The organism is Labrenzia sp. OB1 (assembly GCF_001624695.1).
Classification (GTDB): Bacteria; Pseudomonadota; Alphaproteobacteria; order Rhizobiales; family Stappiaceae; genus Roseibium.
In genome coordinates this window covers 44,555-63,968 of record NZ_JSEP01000011.1, presented here as the reverse complement: position 1 = coordinate 63,968, position 19,414 = coordinate 44,555, and the positions used below count along the sequence as shown (strand labels likewise).

The following is a 19,414-nucleotide window of genomic DNA, read 5'->3' as shown; positions in this document are numbered from 1 at the left end:
GAGAAATCACATGAAACGTCTGGCTTTCAGCCTGGTTGCGCTGACACTCGCCAATTCCGCTTTTGCGCAGGGCACGGTTATGAGTTGCGGCCGGGAGGTGGTGTTCGATGCCCCGCCCGAGGCCGCGGTTTCAAATGACGTCAATCTCACAGAGATGATGCTCGTGCTCGGACTGCGGGATCGCATGGTCGGTTACACGGGCATATCGGGCTGGAAGACCCTGGACGAGGAGATGCGTTCAGGTGTCGCGGAGCTGCCCGAGCTTTCGGCGAAATATCCGACGAAGGAGGTTCTGATCGGAGCCGATGCGGACTTCTATTTCGCCGGATGGAACTATGGAATGAAAGTCGGAGGCGAAGTCACCCCCGAGACGCTGGCACCTTTTGGCATCAAGGTCTACGAACTGACGGAATCCTGCATCCATGTTGGCGACAAGCCGAAGGTTTCCATGGAGGACATGTATGGCGATCTTCTTAACCTCGGAAAGATTTTCTCTGTGGAGGAGCGCGCCCGCGATCTCGTGGCGGGGTATCGGCAGGACCTTGAGGAGATCAGGACCTCGCTGACAACCGGCGGGGAACCGCTGAAAGTTTTCGTTTATGACAGCGGTGAGGACAAGCCGTTCACGGCCGGCCGGTATGCAATGCCGACGGCTCTGATCGAGGCTGCCGGAGGGGTCAATATCCTAGATGACTTCGAAAAGAGCTGGGCGGTGATCGACTGGGAAACCGTGGTCGACAAAAATCCGGACGTGGTGGTGATCGTCAACTACGGCAATGTAACGGCGGAACAGAAACGTGACTTCATGAAAGAAAATCCGGCGCTTGCCGGTATTGACGCCGTCCGCAACGACCGGTTCGTCACCCTGGAGTATGTCGAGGCGACACCCGGACCACGAAACATACAGGCGGTAAGGAAACTCGCCCAATCCTTCTGGGGGGAGTGACCCTTGCTGCAACTGCCAAGCCGGCCCCCATGCCGGGACTGCGCCCCTGAAGAAAACGCTGGAGGAAACCGGAGTAACTATGGGTTATTGCTCCTTTCAGGGGTGGTTGTTCTCGGATTTTCCGTGATAGCGGCAGTGTCTGTCGGGGCAGTAACGATTCCCGTCGATACGGTTTTCGGAATTCTGGCCGGAAAGCTCGTTGCGGGGGCCATTGACCCGGGCTGGTCGGCGGGCCGGGAAGCGATTGTCTGGGAGATCCGCTTTCCCCGCACTCTGCTTGCCGGGTTCGTCGGCGCGGGACTTGCCGTTACCGGTGCCGCATTGCAATCGGTGACGCGCAATCCGCTTGCCGACCCGCATCTGCTCGGCATCTCGTCCGGCGGCGCGGCCGGGGCCATTTTCGCGCTGCTGCATACCGGGCTTTTTCTGGGACTTATGACCGTTCCCCTGCTGGCGTTCGCAGGAGCGTTGCTGGCGACACTGACCGTGCTGGGGGTGACGCATTTCGCCTCGGCAACAAGTGCGGACCGGCTCGTTCTCGCCGGTGTCGCGGTGTCCTTCATTGTCATGTCGATCGCCAACGTCCTGATTTTCATGGGAGACCCGAGAGCAACTCATACGGTTGTCTTCTGGATGCTTGGGGGGCTCGGCCTGGCACAATGGAATCAGTTGCTGTTTCCGCTGGCGATCCTGCTTGTCACGGTGCCCTTTCTGCTCCTCAAGGCGGGTGACCTGAACGCCATGACCATTGGCGATGAGACCGCGTCAACGATCGGTATCAACATCGTCCGGTTCCGTCTGACCGTTTTTGTCGTCGGCGCGCTCATCACCGGTGTGATGGTCGCGTTTTCCGGTATCATCGGGTTTGTCGGGCTGATGATCCCGCACATCGCACGATTTCTCACCGGTGGGAGCTATAGCCGGGTTCTGCCGGTTTCGATGCTGCTGGGGGCCATTTTTCTGATCTGGGCCGACATTCTGGCGCGCACGGTGCTGGCTCCGGAGGAAATACCCATCGGCATCGTCACCGGGCTGATCGGTGGCCTGTTCTTTATCTACCTGCTGCGGTCGAGGTCCGTGGCCGGCCGCTGAAGAGAATGAAGATCATGATCGCTATGGTAACGAAGTTCCAGGCGATGCCGTTGATGAAGGCTGCTTCGTAGGAGGCGGTCAGGTCGTAGATCCATCCCGACAGCCAGCCGCCGAGCGCCATGCCCAGGATAGTGGCCATGATCACCAGCCCGACACGCTGTCCGGCTTCGCGCGCGGGCAGGTATTCGCGCACGATCACTGCATAGCTGGGAACGATGCCGCCCTGGGCGAGGCCAAACACAAGCGATACCAGATACAGCGAGGTCAGGCCGGTAAAGGGGATGAAAAGGAACAGGGCGGCGCATTGCAGTACCGCCCCGGCCAGCAGGGTTTTGACACCGCCGATCTTGTCGGCGAGGTAGCCGGACGTCAGGCGGCTGATGATGCCGGTGCCGGTCATGAGGGCGATCATGTCCGCGCCGGGCGCCACGCCGTAACCGAGATCGACGCAATAGGCGACGATGTGGACCTGGGGCATTGACATGGCGACGCAGCAGCCAAGGCCCGCGATCACCAGGAGGATCTGCAGGGCGGTCGGGGACAGTCCGCTCGTATGTTTTCCGAAAGATCGGGGGCCGGTTCCTGCGGCCATTGCGTTTTCAGGTGGCGGGCGGCGCAGGATCAGCGATAGCGGCAGCATGGCCACGAGACAGATGACCGCGATCATGAGATAGGTCTCGCGCCAGTCCGCTGTTGCAAGGCTCCACTGGATGAAAGAGGGCCACAGAACACCGGCGAGATAATTGCCGCAGGCGACGCAACCGACGGCAAGACCGCGGCGTTTAACGAACCAGTGGGAAACATCTGCGATCAGCGGCCCGAATGTCGCGGCGGTGCCAAGTCCGATGAGCACGCCCTGCGCCAGCGTGAAGAGCCAGATATCGGGTGCGATTGCCGCCAGGGAGAAGCCGGCGCTCAGGCAGAAAGCGGAGGCAATGACCGGCGGCACGATGCCGAAGCGGTCAGCGAAACGGCCGAGAATATAATTTCCGGCCGCGAACCCGAGCATTGTTGCGGTGTAGGGAAGGGAGGCATCCGCCCGGTCGACGCCAAAGTCGGCCTGCACGGCCGGAAGCACGATGACGACGGCCCACATGCCCGCTCCGCCAAGTGTGCTGAGCAGGATGGAAATTGCCAACCGGAACCAAGCATAGGGTCCGTCCTGAACATAGGGGTCGGGTGCAGCGGCTAGGGACATTGTCAGCGCTCGGTATCTTGCGTGACCTTCGGCCTATCAGTTTCTCGAAACCGGCACCAATGAATATCCTTGAAGCAATTGAGCAGTTTTCGGAATGAAAGCCCGGACGTGCCGAAGCACCTCCGGGCTTTCATTTTTGTTCAATGGCCCGTTTCCTGGCCTGTTAAGCGGCGCCACCAGCCATGCTCTTGAGACATTCAGCCACAAGATCGCCGAGCGTCCGGGTGGGGTGACCGATCAGGTTCTGGAGTTCGGTGGATGTACTGTTGAGTTCTCCCTGCGCAGCGCCCCGGTCTGCGTCGGCCAGCGTGGCGGCAAAACCGTCCGGAAGACCGGCCTGGACCAGAACACCGGCGTAGGCTTCTTCGGGCAGATTGGTGAAGGGAATTTCGCGTCCGCTCTGGCGGGAGAGTTCCGCAGCCAGATCTCCGAGAGTGAAGGCGGGGTGACCGGCCAGTTCCAGGGCTCGGGTGGAAAGGTCGCTGCCGGCAATGATCCGTGCGGCAGCTTCCGCATAGTCTTCGCGTCCGGCGGCGGCGAACTTGCCGTCACCGCTGGCGCCAACCACCGCGCCGTGGGCGAGGGCTCCGGCAATGGCCCCGGCGAAGTTTTCGACATACCAGCCGTTGCGCAGAAGGGCGTGAGGAATGCCGCTATCGCCCAGATTCTGTTCTGTCGCGATATGTTCCTTCGCCAGGACAAGGCTGGAGCCGGGCACGTTCAAAAGGCTGGTATAGGCGATGAAGCCGACCCCGGCAGACCTGGCGGCATCAATGACGGCGGCATGCTGGGGCGTGCGTTTGCCGATCTCGGACCCGGAGATAAGCAACAGCCTGTCGATCCCTTCAAGGGCAGCGGGAAGAGTTGCAGGATCGTCATAGTCGGCCTTCACCACGGTAATCTTGCCGCCGGCCAGATCCTGCGCTTTTTCCGGCGAGCGGACGAGTGCACGAATGGGCTCATCGGTGAGGGCGGCGAGATGTTTGAGGACGAGACGGCCCAGTTGTCCGTTGGCACCCGTTACTGCGATCATTGGTCTGCTCCTTGAGGATTGAACGGTGATTTTTCACCTGATGCGCCCCATATAAATCTAAAACTATCCTTTTGTTAGTACGCACTAAAAGGTTAGTTTTGGTGTATGAAGCTGTCCGATCAACCAAACGGAATGCAAAGAGACAGGGATACGATGACCAACAGGACCCAGTTCGAACGTGAAAGGGAGAGGGAAGGCGAAACGACCTTGTCCACCCTCCTGCGTCGGGGAGAAATGTTCGACACGAATTGTCCGGGCCGGGAGATTCTCAAGCATCTGACGAGCCGGTGGGGTGTGCTGGTGCTGATCGCGCTGCTGGAAGACGATCACCGGTTTTCAGATCTGCGCCGGAAGATCGGCGGTGTCAGCGAGAAGATGCTGTCGCAGACGCTTCAGACACTGGAAGCCGACGGCTTCGTGAAACGGTTTTCCCACCCGGTCGTGCCGCCGCGTGTCGACTACAGCCTGACACCGATAGGGCGTGAAGCGGCCATGAAGGTGCGTGAGTTCGCCGACTGGATAGAAATCAATATCGGCAGGATCATGAACGGCAAACGGGTGGCCGAGGCCTGACGCTCCCGCGGCTGTCCGGGGTAAATCGCCAGCGCTCTTCAACCGGCGTAGCGATCCACGATCTGCCAGTAGCGGGGATCCCGCCAGACTTTCGACACCGCTTTGGCAAGACGGGCGCGCATGTGCGGGTCGATGGACTTGTTTGCAGCAAGCCACTGAACACCGTGAGTGACAGGTGCGCCGAAGACCAGGCGTTTGGGGTCGTAGCCGAGTTGCCTGAACATGTAACCGGCCCGCAGGGACATGGTGTACCAGGCATCGATCCGGCCGGTCTCAAGCATGGCGCCCATTTGTTCGGCGGAGGGAATCTCGGTAAAATTGGTAATTCCCGCCCGTTTGAGCATCCGGCTTCGCCAACTGCCGAGATGGACACCGACGAGTTTGCCGGTCTTGATCGCCTTGTCGAAGCTGTCGAGCGGCTGGTCGATGGTGACAAAGGCGCTTTCGGTATAGATCAGGGGGGCTATGTACTCGAATTTTCCCTGTCTTTCCTTCGATCTGGCCAAGGTGAAAACCAGGGCGCCAGGCGTGGTTTGCGCCAGCAATTGCGCGCGTTTCCAGGGGGCAAAGCGAATGTCGAATTCAAGCCCGGCTGCCTCGGCGATGAGCCCCATCAGTTCAACGGCGATCCCCTTGCGCTGCTCATCGATCGAAAGCGGTGGAAGATAACCGGTATAGGCAACGATGCGGTCGGCTGCCTGGCCGGGCAACGCAAGGCTCAGCAGCAAGCCGAATGCGCGCGCCGTGGCCCAAACGCCTGCCGTTATCCTTCCATACAAGACAGACAAGAACCCGCTCCCACAATTTTGTAAGTTCATTGTGATTTATAGCAGGTAACTGTAACTGAAACCTAAACGGTATTCGTATATGATATTGATCTCGCAAAGGATTTCGCGTCGAATTCCGCTAGGTTATCCGGGTTGCGATGTGCTGGTCTTCCTAAACGTCAGCTGCGGCCGGAGTTTCCGCCGTCCGACCCGGCCGGTGGCCGGCCGCCATGGACGAAGTTCATTGCGTGGCCATTCATGCAGTAGCGCCGACCGGTTGGTGGCGGGCCGTCTGGAAAGACGTGACCAAGATGAGCATCGCAGGACTTGCAGCGGATTTCCGTGCGTACCATACCGTGGGAATTGTCGTCCAGTTCCCGGATGGCGTCCGGACCAACCGCCTGGAAGAAACTTGGCCAACCGCAGCCCGCATCGAACTTGGTGTCCGACATGAACAGCGGTGCTCCACAGCAAACGCAGTCATAGCGGCCGATCAGCTTGTTGTCCCAGTAAGGGCCTGTGAACGGGCGTTCGGTACCCGATTGCCGTGTTACGTAGAACTGTTCCGGCGTCAGCTGCTTCATCCATTCGGCAGTTGTTTTTCTGACTTTCGGGGCATCGTCGTCCTGCCGGACAGTGTCATCGCTCATCGGAGATTTCCTGGTTTCTTCTCGGTCAAGAAATAGGGACAAGATGGATCGGAGGCAAGGTGCGCGGCAAGGCTGGCCGGTTGACTATTTTCATGGCAACGAAGCGGAGCGGTGAATTCAAGGAATGCAGCCGGCAATCATGAAGGTTGTGGCCGCCGCATCCGGGGCAGTCAGCGCGCCAGAACGTTCATGATCGTCTTGACCCGGTTGCCGCCTTCCTGACGTGCCTGGAAAACGCAGTTTTCCGCTGCAGAAAGGATGAAATCCGGGCTTTCGCTGACCCCGGTCTGCTCAACCACGGCACAGGCCGCGCCGACGGAAGCCGTTACGACGCGGTCGCCGCGGCCATTGTCCAGGTTGGGAATTCCAAGATCGCGGATCGCGAGGTGAATATAGGCGCTGATGGTTTCCGCTCCCAGTTCATGGGTTCGGGGCAGCAGAATGGAAAATTCCGAGGTGGCCGTACGGGCGGTTATGTCAGCCGGTCGGCGAGCGATATCCTTGAGGGTTTCGGCAACTCTGCTGAGGCAGTCTTCCGCTGCGGCGGGACCGTTGTGCTCGGCCAGTGCGTCGAACCGGTCGAGCGAGACCCTTATCAGGCTCGTATGGGTTTTCTCGCGCAAGGCGATCGCCCATTCCCGCTTCAGGTTGTCTTCGAACGCACGGCGGTTGAAGAGCCCGGTGACGGGATCGGTCTGGGTAGCGGCCTCAAGCTGCACTTCCAGTTGCTTGCGCTTCGCGATGCTGCGCAGAAAGACGGCGAAGGCATAGGGCGTACCGGCGGAGCTTTCCAGGAGATGTGTGGAGATTTCGGCCCAGATCACCGGTCCGAATGCGGATCTGAACTGCAGATCCGCATGGGGAAGGGGACGGGCCGGGTCGCCGTTGCCGGAAAGAATCTGCTGCAGAAGGTCCGCGTTTGCATTCGATCCGGTTACATGGACGAGGCTGTCCAGATGACCGGCGAGTTTTTCCGCTCTCCAGCCGAACAGGCGTTCCGCTGCCGGTGAAATGAAAAAGGGCTTTCCATTGAACTCAAGAAGAATGACGGCTTCATTGCTGAGTTTTACAAGCAATTCAAAGTCGATGCCCGACGGACTGAACTGTTCCCGGCCGGAGGGAATTTGCTTGCTGGAGTCCAAAGCCATCTTTGCCTCATTCAGAATGCCGGTGGCTGTCCCAATGGAAACTGAACGGTATTTACGTCGAGAAATCAAGATGTTTAGACATGGCCCTGTCGCGGAAACACAGTCTCGTGGGGCCGGGACGCATCGAAAACACTCGTAATTTTGCCAATGTTTGCAATCCCCCGTTGTCCCTGCCTGCAGTGGTGCCTAAATACCGTGGAACCGGAGCAAAGAGCTGCCTCGGCAATTGCACCGATACACGACTGTAACATTTGCGGAGATCGGTCCGCAGGAGCTTGAAGAGGCGCATTGGCTTGCCTAGGTACGGACCCATAAAGTTGTCTTTTCAAGTCGTTCGGAAAGTGGCTGTCTCCAGTGTTGCAAAATCATGAAAACCGGACTGGTTTCCTGTGATCCTGTCTGTGGAGTTCCCATTTTTCGAACGACTTGAAAGCATAATTTTAAGAGTCCACAGCCTAAGACATGTCATAAAATTTCAAGGCCGCTATTATCCGGCGCAAAGATGTTGATTCGCAGTAATCGGCATCTGCCGTTTCTAGCAAAACGTGACGAAAGATCAGTATGACGCCAGCAGTGATCGACGACACCACTCTTCTCGCCGTTCTGGCGCCTTTTGCGGCCGCTGTCGTCGCGCCTGCTTTGACACGCTGGTTCAAGCATAATGCGGCCTGGCCGCTGGCGCTGGTTCCCGCACTGATCTTCCTGCATTTCACCGGGTTCATCGGGCCGGTCTCCGAGGGCGAGACCTTCGTTGCGGCAAAGGCCTGGGCGCCCAGCTACGGTGTCAATTTTTCCGTCTATGTGGACGGATTGTCGACGCTGTTCGCGCTGCTGATTTCCGGCATCGGCACGCTGATCATCCTGTACGCGGGCGGTTACCTGAAGGGTCACGTGCAGCAGGGGCGTTTCTTTTCGTTTCTGTTCCTGTTCATGGGGTCGATGCTCGGGCTGGTGCTGGGCAACAATCTGATCTCGCTGTTCATCTTCTGGGAACTCACGTCCATCACATCCTTCCTGCTGATCGGTTTCGACAACCTGCGCGCCGCCTCACGGCGCGCCGCTTTGCAGGCGCTGCTGGTGACGGGTGGTGGCGGTCTGGCCCTTCTGGCGGCGTTCATCCTGATCATTTCCGCGACCGGCGAGATTGAAATGTCCGTCCTTCTGGGGTCGCCGGACATTATCAAGGATACGGGGCTTTACCTGCCGATCTTTATTCTGGTGCTTGGGGGGGCGTTCACCAAGTCGGCTCAGTTCCCATTCCATTTCTGGCTTCCGAACGCCATGGAAGCACCGACGCCGGTTTCGGCCTATCTGCATTCCGCCACAATGGTGAAAGCGGGTGTCTATCTGCTCATGCGCATGCACCCGCTGCTGGGTGACACGGTGCTGTGGACAACCGTTCTGCCGCTTTTCGGCGGGGTTACGCTGTTGGTGGGGACGGTGCTTGCGGTGCGCCAGACCGATCTGAAGCTGATGCTTGCCTATACGACCGTGGCGTCGCTCGGCCTGCTCGTCATGCTGACCGGTACCAGCTATGAGAAAGCCCTGGAAGGAGCGGTGCTCTATCTTCTGGCGCATTCGCTCTTCAAGGGCGGGCTCTTCATGATCGCGGGCACCATCGACCATGAAGCCGGAACCCGGGATGTTACAAAACTGGGCGGGCTGCGCACGGCGATGCCGATTACCTTCGCCGCCGCTTGCCTCGCGGCTCTGTCCATGTCCGGTCTGCCGCCATTCATCGGTTTCATTGCCAAGGAAGTTCTTTATTACGGCACATGGGGCTGGCCCGGTGCGGGCCTGGCCGTCACGCTCGTCGCGGTGGCTGGAAACGCCCTGATGCTGGTGATCGCCGCAGCGGTCGCGCTCAAGCCGTTTTTGGGGCCGAAGGTCGAAACACCGAAACATGCCCACGAAGGGCCGGTGCTGCTTATCGCGGGACCTGTGGTGCTTTCCCTGACCGGTCTTGTTCTGGCGTTCATGGCGCATACGACCGGCCTACTGTTTGTCGGGCCCGCTCTGTCGTCCCTGACCGGTGAGTTCAAGCAAATTGATCTTCATCTGTGGCCCACATCGTTCAACGCGCCACTGATACTCTCCATCATCACCGTCGGCCTTGGCATTGTGCTGTACACGCAGCTCGACAGGCTGCGCAGCCTTATAGCCTCCGTGCTGGCTGCAATCGGATGGGGACCGGACAAGGGGTTCGATCAGGTCGTTCGCGGCATCGTCGGATTTTCCGGCCGGATTACACGGCTTGTTCAGACCGGCAACATGCAGACCTACATGACCGTGATCTTCGTCTTCACGGCGATAGCCGTTCTGCTGCCGGGCTATCTGACCGGCGGTTTGCCGGAAATGCCTGAAATGCCGGAATACCGTTTTTATGAATGGGGCATACTCTTCATCGCGGTTCTGGGACTGATCGCGGTTCTTGTCGCCAAGACCCGTCTGACTGCCATCGTTTCGCTCGGTATTCAGGGGTTCGCGGTGGCCCTGATTTTCATGATGTTCGGCGCGCCCGACCTTTCCTTCACCCAGTTCATGGTCGAAACGCTTTCCGTGGTCATCCTGGCCCTCGTCATGACACGGCTCAACCTGATGCCGAGCGACCATCGTTCGACCCCCGCGGCGATTCTGACGGGAATTATCGCCTGTGCCGTGGGCCTCGGGTTGACGCTGACGCTGCTTGCCATCACGCAGCAGCCGTTCGACACCCGCCTGTCGGATTTCTTTGCCCAGTTCAGCCGCTCGATCGCCCATGGCCGCAACATCGTCAACGTGATCATCGTCGACTTCCGCGGTTTTGACACGCTTGGTGAAATTGCGGTGGTGGTGCTGGCGGGCCTGTGTGTGCTGGCTCTGATCAGGGTGCGGACAAAACCGGACAAGACTGTTGAGGACTCCACCACGGACGCCGTTCAAACCCAAGCCTCGGAGGCTCGCTGATGCGCACGATCATCTTCCGCACCATCGCGCCCTTTCTGACGGCGCTAATGGTCCTGTTCTCGGTATTCGTGCTGCTGCGCGGCCATAACGAGCCGGGGGGCGGCTTTATCGGTGGCCTGATCGCAGCCTCTGCACTGGCGATTTTCGGTATTGCCTGCGGGGTCGCTTCCGTGCGCCGCGCGATTTACTTCCATCCCATGAGCGTGTCCGCCTTCGGGCTGTTTCTGGGAGCGCTTGCCGGAGTGCTCTCCTTTTTCAAGGGACAAGCCTTCATGACAAGCCAGTGGCTGATTTTCGACTTCTTCGGCGTGGAAATCGCCCTGTCCACTCCGATGGTTTTCGATATCGGCGTCTATCTTGTCGTGGTCGGAGCAATCGGTTCCATCGCCCTCGCGCTTGAAGAAAGGGAGATCGACTGATGGAGACCGGTGTTGTTATCCTGATCGGCCTGTTTTTTACGGTGGCCGTCTACCTGATGCTCTCCCAACAGCTTGTTCGGATGCTGCTTGGCATCGCGATTCTGGGCAATGCCGTGAACATGCTCATCTTCACGAATGGACGGTTGATCCGGGAAGTGCCGCCTCTCATCCCGGAGCATCTGTATTCTCCTGATGTCGCTACCGCGAACCCGCTGCCGCAGGCATTGGTGTTGACGGCGATTGTGATCTCGTTCTCGTTTTTTGCCTTTCTTCTGGTGCTTGCCTTCCGGGCTTATCAGGAACTGGGAACGGACGGTGTCAATGAAATGCGTCTTGCTGAACCTGAAGACGACCAAACTCCGCCGCAGGGATACTAAACTTCATGGCCGGTTCTTCCGTTTCCGTTGATCTTACTCAAGCTATGGCGACCGCGCCTGTTGCCGCAGGTGACTGGCTCGTGGTCGCACCGGCGCTGATCACCATGCTGGGCGGGTCCCTGTGCCTGATGCTGCGCAAGAACACCGATCTGCAGCCCAAGGTGGGCATCGGTTTTCTGGGCCTGCTGGTGCTGGCCAATCTGGCGCTGCTGATCCGTGTGCTCGATCATGGCGTCATCACCATGGTGATGGGCAGCTGGCTGCCACCCTTCGGGATCGCCTTCACCGTGGATACGCTCGGAGCGATGCTGTCGCTCATCGGCTCCGTCGTGGCGTTCTGCGCTGGTGTGTTCGGTGCGGCAACCATCGACAGCACGGGCCGCCGTTACGGGTTTTATCCGTTCCTGCTGCTCCTGATGACAGGCGTGTGCGGCGCCTTCCTGACCGGTGACATCTTCAACCTCTATGTCTGGTTCGAAGTCCTTCTGATTTCCTCCTACGGGCTGCTTGTCCTGGGCAATGACAGGATCCAGCTGGACGGGGCGGTCAAATACGGTGTGCTCAATCTGGTCGGAACCAACCTCTTCCTGATCGGAACCGGCATGCTCTACGGCATATTCGGCACGCTCAACATGGCCGATCTTGCCCAGAAGGTCGCGGCGCTGGAAGATCCGGCATCGGGTACGCTCGCGACGGTCGCGGCTCTGTATTTTCTTGCTTTCGCCATGAAGGCTGCGGCCTTTCCCGTCAATTTCTGGCTGCCGGCTTCCTATCACACGCCAAATGTGGTGGTTTCGGCGGTTTTCGCCGGTCTATTGACCAAGGTCGGGGTTTACGCGCTGATCCGGGTCTTCGTCCTGATCCTGCCGGCCTCGCGCGGCTACCTGTCGGACGTGATCTCCCTGGTGGCGGTCGCGACCCTGCTCACAGGCGCGTTTGGCGCGCTCGCGCAAACCGAAATTCGCCGTCTGCTGGGATATCTGGTGATCGCCGGGATCGGGTCGATGCTGGCCGGGATCGCAGTCGGATCGACGCTGGCGATCTCCGGTGCTATCTTTTACGCCGTGCACTCGATCATCGTGATGACGGCGCTTTACATGGCGGCCGGTGTCATGGAGATGATGGGAGGCTCCTACGACCTTCGCAAACTCGGCGGGCTTTACCAGAAGAGCGCGGCTTTCGCCGCAGTGTTTCTTGTTCTGGCTTTTGCCGTGTCCGGCCTGCCGCCCTTCTCGGGCTTCTGGCCCAAGGTCATGCTGGTGGATGCCGCCTTTTCCGATGGCCGGTCGTGGCTCGGAGCGGCTATCCTGGTCAGCGGCTTCCTGACGACGCTCGCCATGGGCCGGATCTGGATATTCGCCTTCTGGCGGGGTGGTCCGGAAGGGACACCCGACGGGCAGACCGCACCGGTCACCGCCGGTACGGCGCTCTCGGAAGCACAGCTTTCCGGCAGTGCGGTCTGGCTGCCGCTGGGCATTCTCACCGCGCTTGTCATCTATTTCGGGCTGCAGCCTGAATGGATGCTGGAACTTTCAACACAGGGCGCGAGCGGTCTCGTTGAACCGCTTGGCTACCTGAGATCGGTCTTTGGAGTCCAGGGATGACAAGTCTTTTCCTCGTCAACATTCTTCTGGCGCTCGCCTGGGGAGCGGTCACGGGCAACTTCTCGGAGGTCAATCTTGCCTTCGGCTTCGTGCTTGGCCTCGGAGCGCTCTATCTGATCCGTGAACAGGTCGGCACGACGCTCTATTTCAAGCGTTTTGCCAAAGGGATCGGGCTGGCGCTCCTGTTCGTCTACGAACTGGTCCTGTCGGCCTGGCGTGTTGCGGTGATTGTGCTTCAGCCCCGGATCAAGCTTCAGCCGGGGATCATCGCCTTTCCCCTGACCGTGGACAGGGATTTCGAGATCACCATGCTGGCCAATCTGATCACTCTGACGCCTGGCACGCTCTCCGTCGATGTTTCCGATGACCGCAAGATCCTTTATGTGCATTGCATCGACGTACCGGATCCGCAGGCGACAATCGACGACATCAAGAACGGTTTCGAGCGCAAAATCCTGGAGGTGTTCAGATGACTTCGCTAGAAGCCTTTGCGTCTGTGTTTCTGGATGTTGCAGTCCGGATCTCGCTGGCAATCCTGACAGTGTCATTCGTGATCATCGTGTTCCGCACCCTGAAGGGGCCGAGCCTGCCTGACCGTGTTGTCGCGCTGGACATGCTGGTTGCCGTCGGTATCGGGTTTATCGCGGCCATTGGCATTCTGACCGGTTACTACCTTTACATCGACATCGCCATCACCCTCGGCCTTGTCGGGTTTCTGGCAACCGTCGCCTTCGCACGCTTTGTCCTCAACCGGGGGGTGGCCGGCGACAAGACGATCGTTGCGGAAGTAGAGGAAAGCATCAAACGCAGAGAGGCGGGGCAATGACTGCTGCTGTCATAGAAATCATTTCCGGCACCATGCTTATCATCGGCGCGTTGTTCGCGCTTGTGGCGTCAATCGGTCTGATTCGGTTGAAGGATGTCTATATGCGCATGCACGCCGCGTCCAAAGCGGGGACGCTCGGGTCCGGCGTGATGCTGCTTGCTATGGCAGTCCATGCCAGCGACCTCGCCATTGTGACGCGGGCGATTGCCGGTGTTGTGTTCTTCTTGCTCACCGCCCCAATTTCGGCTCATTTATTGGCGAAAGCTGCTTATGCAGCGGGGTACCGTCCGTGCGCGGATACAAAAGAAGACGCTCTTGCTGCGTCAATCCGGCCCAAGGGGCAGGGATAATAACGAATTGTGCATCGCTGTGGATAAAGACTGCACCTGCGGCATTACTTTCACTTAATTGTAGGTTATATGCATACTAAACAGTCAATATTTATATAAATTGATTTTTATTGGCGCTATCTGTCCTTTATTTGATTTCTGGGGTTGCCGTATTAGGAAACCAGCTATATAAGGCTGTGACGATCATCTGCGAAGTAGAATCTGTGTTGATTTCCCAAGTCTGCAAGTAACAGAAAATCTATAAATGCTTGCGGCGCCAGATTTTTGCAGATTAGCACCGAAATTTGAATTGAATTCAGTAAAGAACGGGTGAAATATGACTGACAATCCGGTGGATGCAAATTTGATTGACCTAACGGCAGATATTGTCTCAGCTTATGTGAGCAACAATACCGTTGCGTCTACAGATCTGCCAAACCTGATCAGCGACGTGTACGGCGCTCTTCAAAAGACCGCGACGGCCTCGAACGAGCCTGAGCCGGAACCTTTGAAGCCTGCTGTGCCGATCAAGAAATCCGTTATGCCGGACTTCATCATCTGCCTGGAAGACGGCAAGAAATTCAAGTCGCTCAAGCGTCACCTGCGGACCCACTACAACATGACTCCGGAAGAATACCGGGAAAAGTGGGACCTCGGCACGGACTATCCGATGGTTGCTCCGAATTACGCAGCTGCCCGGTCCGAACTGGCCAAGAAAATGGGCCTCGGCCAGCAGCGCAAGCGCTCCAAGTAAAATCTGGCAAGTCCAGTAAAGCTGAAAAAGAGCCGTCCTTTTGGGCGGCTTTTTTTGTTTAAGGTGCGTTGCCGTGCAGCGGATTCGTGGATTCAACCCAACGCAGAAAGCGACAGGTTTTTCCAGGAGCGATTTGTTTTCAGGTCCGTCCGCGCGAACAGGGCAAGTATTTCGTACCCTATGCCGCGGCCGTGGCCGCTTCGGCATCCGTGCGGATGCGGCCGACCATGGATCTGAGGCCGTTCGAGCGCTGCGGTGTCAGGTGGTCCTGCAGTCCGAGCCGGGCGAATACGGCGTCGACATCCGTGTTCAGGATTTCCCTGGCGGTCTTGCGGTTGAAGAGGGCGGTCACCACCGCCACCAGCCCCTGAACGATCAGAGCGTCGCTGTCGCCCCTGAACGTCAGCACAGGCACGCCATCCGAACCGGTGCTGACTGTTGTGATCAGCCAGACCTGCGAGACGCAACCGCGGACCTTGTTGGTATCCGTGCGTTCCTCGGCGGACAATTCAGGAAGCTCCCGGCCGATATCGATCAGGTATTTGTAACGATCTTCCCAATCGTCCAGAAGTTCGAAAGTCTCGAGGATTTCGCTTATGTCTGTCGTCATCGCGCCGGTCTTTGCAGGTGTTGATGTCTTTCATATAGAGCGCTTTGCGATCGAGTTGAACCGTTTGATGCTCATTTATGAATTTCCGGCACAGGGCGGCAGAGAGCGGACATATCCGGACCGATTGCGGCAACAGTGCTGATTTTCTGGAAAAGATACGCCGCAGATGAAGTGGGCAGCTTCTCATCTGCGGCGCAGCGGATCGAACCGCTGGAGTGAAGCTGTCTTGGCGGCGCCGTCATGCAGCGCCGCGCCAGCGTGGCGCAATCGACCGTTTCGGGTTCAGGGGGGCAGAATACCCTAAACGGCCTGCGTACTCAGGTTTCGCGACCTGAGTGGGGTTTGGACCGGGGAACCGGTCCAAATTCTGTCTCAGAAGAGGAGGCTGTGTCCGACACCGGCTGAAGCAACGCACTGGCGGAAGGAACTTCATATGTCGTTTCCGGGAGCGGCGCGGAGGTCGAACCCGTCACGAGAGCGTCGTTTTCGGTCCGGTCTTCGATCCGGGTGTCGATATACTCATACACAATGCGGACGCCGTCGCGGGCTCTGCTGCCGATAACGGTCAGGGCATTTCCACCGGTCTCGCAGGCCTGCGGATTGCGACCGCAGAAGCCGCCAATATCCGAAACGGTTGCCTGAGCCACCAGAAACGCGGACACGGGGTCCACGGTTTCGGTTGGAGTGGTGTTTTCCCGATCCGACCCAAAAGGGATCAGAACCAGCACCAAGGTTAGCCAGAAGGCCGTCCTCAAAAGAAAGAACATGTCGCTACCCGTAGTCTTGTCGATCTTGCGTGCCATTTTTTTGCCGGCACGCCTGTTATGGGGAGACCATAGCAAGGACATGAGAATGGCCGGTTGAACCGGAACCGCGAATTTTCATAAAATAAATCAGGTATTTGAATCGGTTTTTCTGAGAAATTGATTCAAATTTTAGCCAATTGCAGGCAAGCGCTTGAACATAGTGATATTTCACGATTTTTTCCGCGTTTCGAATTCTTCCTTTATCGTTCCTTAAGTGCTCCGCGACAGAATAGCTTTACAGGAGCTGCGAGCGGGAAGTCCTGCATCTGTCGTGTGGTAGTGTAGAGTGCGTAATCTTTTGATTTTTCTGAAGAAAATACTGAGCCTTTGGGCCTCTCGGGTTGACGGGATGATTCATCCCAACGCCGCCGGGGACAGCTTGCTGGCACCATTGCACCGATCTTTTCTGATCAGCTCCATGTTGAGTGGCGCCGTCGCGCTTTTTGTTCTGCCCCTGCATCTTGCGCTCGCAGGCCCTCCGCATGTTGCCGAAATTCTTGTGCTGGCCTGGATGCTGAGCCAGTGGCCGCTGGCGCTCTATCTCTCGCAATCGGGAAAGCTGAATCGGGCGATCGCGGTTTCATCGTCGTTGTTTGCCTGTACCGTTGCTGCCATATGCCTCCTGACCGGAGGAGAGGCTTCGTTCGCTGCGGTCTGGCTGTTGATTCCCCTGGTGGAGGCGGCGTTTTCAACCAGTCGGAGAACACCGATCCTTGTCGCCGCGCTTTGTGGTGTCCTGCTCGCCGCCATCACCTTTTTGCCAATCCCGCAGTTTCAGTTCGAGCCCTTGCCGGTGGCGGCACAGTTCATCGCCATTCTGGCAGGGCTTATCTATGCCGGACTGCTGGCGTATCGCTTGTCGGGCGACCGCAAGCGCACCCGGGACGCGGTCGTCGCGTCGGAAAGCCGGCGGCAGATGATGAGCCAGAGTGCTTCTGAAGTTTTCTGCGAACTTGATCCGGGCGGCGGTATCCGGGTTCTGGGCGGGCCGGTCAAACAGATGTTCGGCTGTCTGCCGGCCAACTGTGCCGAGGACTGGCTGTTTCAACGGTTGCATGTGGCGGAGCGGCCGCTTTATCTGACCAAATTGTCCGATGTCCGGCACAGCGGTGCGCCGGCGGTCTTCGACGCCCGCGTACGGGTCGGCGCGAGCGCACCCGGTGAGACCGGTCAGGCGGAGTACCGCCAGTTGCAGGTGCAAATCAAGCTTCAAGGGCAGGAGGGGAACCAGGCACCGGTAGTGGACAGGAAACTGCTGCTGTTGATCCGGCAAACGGATGACACCCTTTCGTCTCAAGAGGCCGAAACCGCTGCCTCCCCACAGGAAAGCCGGACGGCAGGCATCTCCAGAACCCTGCTTGAAACCGCCGGTATGGACGCCCGGCGGGCCTTCTCCGACATCATCGCCCAGGCGGACGCCCTGCAAGCTGATGGCGGGGCGCGGGCCGGATCGGCTACTCATGCTGCCGCAGGCCGGTTGAAAGCTGCCGGCAAGGCCGGACTTGAAGATCTCGACGCTGTTCTGGATTTCCGGCCGGCCCTGTCCGCAGCATCGGAACCGGATTATGCGGCGATCGACATTCCAACCTGCCTGACGCAATGCCGTAAACTTGTGACGCTGGTTGCCGACCGGCGCGGCGTGGAAATTGAAACAGACGCAAAGAGTGATTTGCCGCCTGCGGTCGCGGATGGGAAATGTCTGCGCCAGGCGCTCTGCTTTGTCCTGTCGGATATGGTCGAGACGTCCAAAAGCGGAGCGGTTGTTACTGTCTCGGGGCGGACCGGGCATGGCGATCTGGAAATCGTGCTGTCCGTCAAGAACCGGCATTCCAGTTTGAGCTGGAGCTCGGATGTCTCTCGGCCGGTCCTGGAGTTTGCCAGGGAACTTCTGGAGAGAACCGGAGGCGGCCTTTCGGTTCAAACCACGCTCGGACATGGTGAGAGTGTTGTGCTGCACGTGCCCGTTCGCTCCGTTCAAGTCTTGCGGACCGGTCAGATCCACGCGGATCAGGCCGGCCTGCCAGTCGCTAAATCGGCATAGGCGGAGGCATGGCGAAACAGGCGAAAAAGAAAAAACAGGTCAAGGCCCCCGACTCCTTCATGGCACGGGCAGGCCATGTGGCGCTCGACAATCCGGTGGCTGCTGGCGGTACGGTCGTTATGGGGCTGACGGCCTGCCTGATTGTCGCCAATGCGGTCGGACTGCAGCCGGGCCGGCACCCGGCGCCCTTGTTTGCCACCCGCGAACGGTCCGATGCCTTGCAGCTTCCCGAACCGGGTGACCGCCGCGGCGAGTTGCAGATCCAGGAGATCTCGACGCTGGTGCTCGATCTGCAGATCTCCCTGAGAAAGATCGGGCTCTATGCAGGTCCGCTTGACGGGTTGAACGGTCCGGCAACGGAGCGCGCCATCCGCGCCTTCGAACGCCGCGCCGGGCAGATGGAGACGGGCGAGGCGAGCGAGGCGTTGCTGGCACTCGTCCTGTTGCACGGGGACGCACCGATTGCAGGTCAACTGCCCGTCCCACGCGCCAAACCCGGGTTCTCCGGCACTCCCGTTCAGGACGCGGGCTCCGAAACGGTCGCCGACATCGATGCGGACCCTCGTCTGATGAAGATACAAAACGCGCTTTCGGAACTCGGTTACGGTCCGTTGAAAGCCGACGGACGTATGGGCGCCAACACGACGACGGCCATCAAGCGGTTCGAACTCGATCGCGGTCTGCCGCTTACAGGCGAGCCTGGCGCGAAGGTGATCGAGCGTCTGGAAATGATCAGCGGGCGCTCCCTTTCCGGCTGAATTCTGATATGAAGCGGCCAGGTTGAAATTTCAGCCGCTTCGAAATTCCGTCACTGTCGAATTCCTCCGTCTCCAGCCGAGGACCTATCAATGCGGGTCACGTCCGACTTCTTCGTCAGTGCGCTTGTGCGCCGGATCTTCAATGGTGGCGGATTTGCTGCGGTTTCGAAGCGGGGAGCACCGGAAGCCGGAGCTGTCTTCGTTAGCGTCGACCGGCTGGACGGAACCTACGATTTTTACGGACCCGCACCGCAATCCATGTTCAGCGACCTGCCCGACGGACGCCTGTTCGAGCGTGTCCTCTTGCAGGCCGACCGGGAAATGCTGGCCGACCGCCTTCAAAAGGAAGGCCGGATGGATCCGGATTACTGGCTGGTGGAGATCGAGGCGCGAGACGGGCAGGTGGAGCTGCCGCTCGCCACGGATGAGCCCGCAGCCGATCCCACAATGGATCCTGGCAAGGGCGTGTTCCGGTTTTGAGAAATACTCTGTCCGCAGCCATGCGGAGCTCTCAAAGAAAATGCGGGCTTTAGACCC

Annotated in this window: 22 protein-coding genes; 15 read left to right on the top strand and 7 right to left on the bottom strand. The window is 58.8% G+C overall.

Annotated features, from left to right (window positions below; translation table 11 throughout):
* Positions 1 to 10: 10 nt before the first annotated feature.
* Both OA90_RS15860 and OA90_RS15855 read left to right on the top strand, forming a co-directional pair.
* Positions 11 to 946 carry an ABC transporter substrate-binding protein gene (locus tag OA90_RS15860; protein ID WP_068413834.1) on the top strand — a complete coding sequence of 312 codons (936 nt, stop codon included), beginning with the start codon at positions 11 to 13 and terminating at the stop codon, positions 944 to 946.
* A gap of 87 nt (positions 947 to 1,033) precedes the next feature.
* Entirely contained in the window at positions 1,034 to 2,038 is a 1,005-nt protein-coding gene (locus OA90_RS15855) for an iron ABC transporter permease (RefSeq protein WP_068413829.1), read from the top strand.
* On the opposite strand, the gene OA90_RS15850 is transcribed toward OA90_RS15855, so the two are convergent.
* Together OA90_RS15850 and OA90_RS15845 are read right to left on the bottom strand one after the other, a co-directional pair.
* Entirely contained in the window at positions 1,998 to 3,236 is a 1,239-nt protein-coding gene (locus OA90_RS15850; protein ID WP_068413825.1) for an MFS transporter, read from the bottom strand. The two genes, OA90_RS15855 and OA90_RS15850, sit on opposite strands and share 41 nt — an antisense overlap.
* Positions 3,237 to 3,399: 163 nt before the next feature.
* Positions 3,400 to 4,269, bottom strand: coding sequence for an SDR family oxidoreductase (locus OA90_RS15845; RefSeq protein WP_068413822.1), 870 nt, complete (start codon positions 4,267 to 4,269; stop codon positions 3,400 to 3,402).
* A gap of 153 nt (positions 4,270 to 4,422) precedes the next feature.
* Here OA90_RS15845 and OA90_RS15840 point away from each other — a divergent pair, with 153 nt between their 5' ends.
* Positions 4,423 to 4,842, top strand: coding sequence for a helix-turn-helix domain-containing protein (locus tag OA90_RS15840; RefSeq protein WP_068413819.1), 420 nt, complete (start codon positions 4,423 to 4,425; stop codon positions 4,840 to 4,842).
* A 38-nt stretch (positions 4,843 to 4,880) separates the two neighbouring features.
* Here OA90_RS15840 and OA90_RS15835 read toward each other — a convergent pair whose 3' ends face one another.
* The 3 genes from OA90_RS15835 to OA90_RS15825 form a co-directional block, all read right to left on the bottom strand.
* Complete coding sequence (locus tag OA90_RS15835) at positions 4,881 to 5,630, bottom strand: transporter substrate-binding domain-containing protein (RefSeq protein ID WP_208986162.1); 750 nt, start codon at positions 5,628 to 5,630, stop codon at positions 4,881 to 4,883.
* A gap of 158 nt (positions 5,631 to 5,788) precedes the next feature.
* Entirely contained in the window at positions 5,789 to 6,259 is a 471-nt protein-coding gene (gene msrB, locus OA90_RS15830; RefSeq protein ID WP_068413816.1) for a peptide-methionine (R)-S-oxide reductase MsrB, read from the bottom strand.
* Between the two features lie 170 nt (positions 6,260 to 6,429).
* The gene (locus OA90_RS15825; RefSeq protein ID WP_068413814.1) at positions 6,430 to 7,407 is read right to left on the bottom strand and encodes a diguanylate cyclase; all 978 of its coding nucleotides are present in this window, start codon (positions 7,405 to 7,407) and stop codon (positions 6,430 to 6,432) included.
* Between the two features lie 561 nt (positions 7,408 to 7,968).
* Here OA90_RS15825 and OA90_RS15820 point away from each other — a divergent pair.
* The 8 genes from OA90_RS15820 (at position 7,969) to OA90_RS15785 (ending at position 14,662) form a co-directional block, all read left to right on the top strand.
* Entirely contained in the window at positions 7,969 to 10,353 is a 2,385-nt protein-coding gene (locus OA90_RS15820; RefSeq protein WP_068413812.1) for a putative monovalent cation/H+ antiporter subunit A, read from the top strand.
* Positions 10,353 to 10,772 (top strand): Na(+)/H(+) antiporter subunit B, encoded by a 420-nt coding sequence (locus OA90_RS15815; RefSeq protein WP_068413810.1) that lies wholly within the window; start codon positions 10,353 to 10,355, stop codon positions 10,770 to 10,772. Before OA90_RS15820 ends, OA90_RS15815 begins: the two co-directional genes overlap by 1 nt.
* On the top strand, positions 10,772 to 11,149 hold the full coding sequence (locus OA90_RS15810) for a Na+/H+ antiporter subunit C (protein ID WP_068413808.1): 378 nt from the start codon (positions 10,772 to 10,774) through the stop codon (positions 11,147 to 11,149). Before OA90_RS15815 ends, OA90_RS15810 begins: the two co-directional genes overlap by 1 nt.
* Positions 11,150 to 11,154: 5 nt before the next feature.
* Positions 11,155 to 12,753 carry a Na+/H+ antiporter subunit D gene (locus tag OA90_RS15805; protein ID WP_068413806.1) on the top strand — a complete coding sequence of 533 codons (1,599 nt, stop codon included), beginning with the start codon at positions 11,155 to 11,157 and terminating at the stop codon, positions 12,751 to 12,753.
* Entirely contained in the window at positions 12,750 to 13,226 is a 477-nt protein-coding gene (locus OA90_RS15800; protein ID WP_068413804.1) for a Na+/H+ antiporter subunit E, read from the top strand. Before OA90_RS15805 ends, OA90_RS15800 begins: the two co-directional genes overlap by 4 nt.
* Positions 13,223 to 13,579 (top strand): cation:proton antiporter, encoded by a 357-nt coding sequence (locus OA90_RS15795; RefSeq protein ID WP_068413800.1) that lies wholly within the window; start codon positions 13,223 to 13,225, stop codon positions 13,577 to 13,579. The genes OA90_RS15800 and OA90_RS15795 overlap by 4 nt, the downstream gene beginning before the upstream one ends.
* Complete coding sequence (mnhG, locus tag OA90_RS15790; RefSeq protein WP_068413797.1) at positions 13,576 to 13,929, top strand: monovalent cation/H(+) antiporter subunit G; 354 nt, start codon at positions 13,576 to 13,578, stop codon at positions 13,927 to 13,929. The genes OA90_RS15795 and mnhG overlap by 4 nt, the downstream gene beginning before the upstream one ends.
* A gap of 316 nt (positions 13,930 to 14,245) precedes the next feature.
* Entirely contained in the window at positions 14,246 to 14,662 is a 417-nt protein-coding gene (locus tag OA90_RS15785; RefSeq protein WP_068413794.1) for a MucR family transcriptional regulator, read from the top strand.
* 178 nt (positions 14,663 to 14,840) lie between these two features.
* Here OA90_RS15785 and OA90_RS15780 read toward each other — a convergent pair whose 3' ends face one another.
* Positions 14,841 to 15,272, bottom strand: coding sequence for a SufE family protein (locus tag OA90_RS15780; RefSeq protein WP_068413789.1), 432 nt, complete (start codon positions 15,270 to 15,272; stop codon positions 14,841 to 14,843).
* On the opposite strand from OA90_RS15780, the gene OA90_RS28580 reads away from it, so the two are divergent.
* Entirely contained in the window at positions 15,259 to 15,414 is a 156-nt protein-coding gene (locus tag OA90_RS28580; protein WP_156510523.1) for a hypothetical protein, read from the top strand. The genes OA90_RS15780 and OA90_RS28580 overlap by 14 nt on opposite strands.
* A 175-nt stretch (positions 15,415 to 15,589) precedes the next feature.
* On the opposite strand, the gene OA90_RS15775 is transcribed toward OA90_RS28580, so the two are convergent.
* Positions 15,590 to 16,075, bottom strand: coding sequence for a DUF5330 domain-containing protein (locus OA90_RS15775; RefSeq protein ID WP_208986161.1), 486 nt, complete (start codon positions 16,073 to 16,075; stop codon positions 15,590 to 15,592).
* Between the two features lie 421 nt (positions 16,076 to 16,496).
* Between OA90_RS15775 and OA90_RS15770 the strand changes: the two genes are divergently transcribed.
* The 3 genes from OA90_RS15770 (at position 16,497) to OA90_RS15760 (ending at position 19,357) form a co-directional block, all read left to right on the top strand.
* Complete coding sequence (locus OA90_RS15770) at positions 16,497 to 18,119, top strand: hypothetical protein (RefSeq protein WP_156510522.1); 1,623 nt, start codon at positions 16,497 to 16,499, stop codon at positions 18,117 to 18,119.
* 8 nt (positions 18,120 to 18,127) lie between these two features.
* Positions 18,128 to 18,877 carry a peptidoglycan-binding domain-containing protein gene (locus OA90_RS15765; RefSeq protein WP_068413785.1) on the top strand — a complete coding sequence of 250 codons (750 nt, stop codon included), beginning with the start codon at positions 18,128 to 18,130 and terminating at the stop codon, positions 18,875 to 18,877.
* 90 nt (positions 18,878 to 18,967) lie between these two features.
* Positions 18,968 to 19,357 carry a DUF1491 family protein gene (locus tag OA90_RS15760; protein WP_068413779.1) on the top strand — a complete coding sequence of 130 codons (390 nt, stop codon included), beginning with the start codon at positions 18,968 to 18,970 and terminating at the stop codon, positions 19,355 to 19,357.
* Positions 19,358 to 19,414 lie beyond the last annotated feature (57 nt).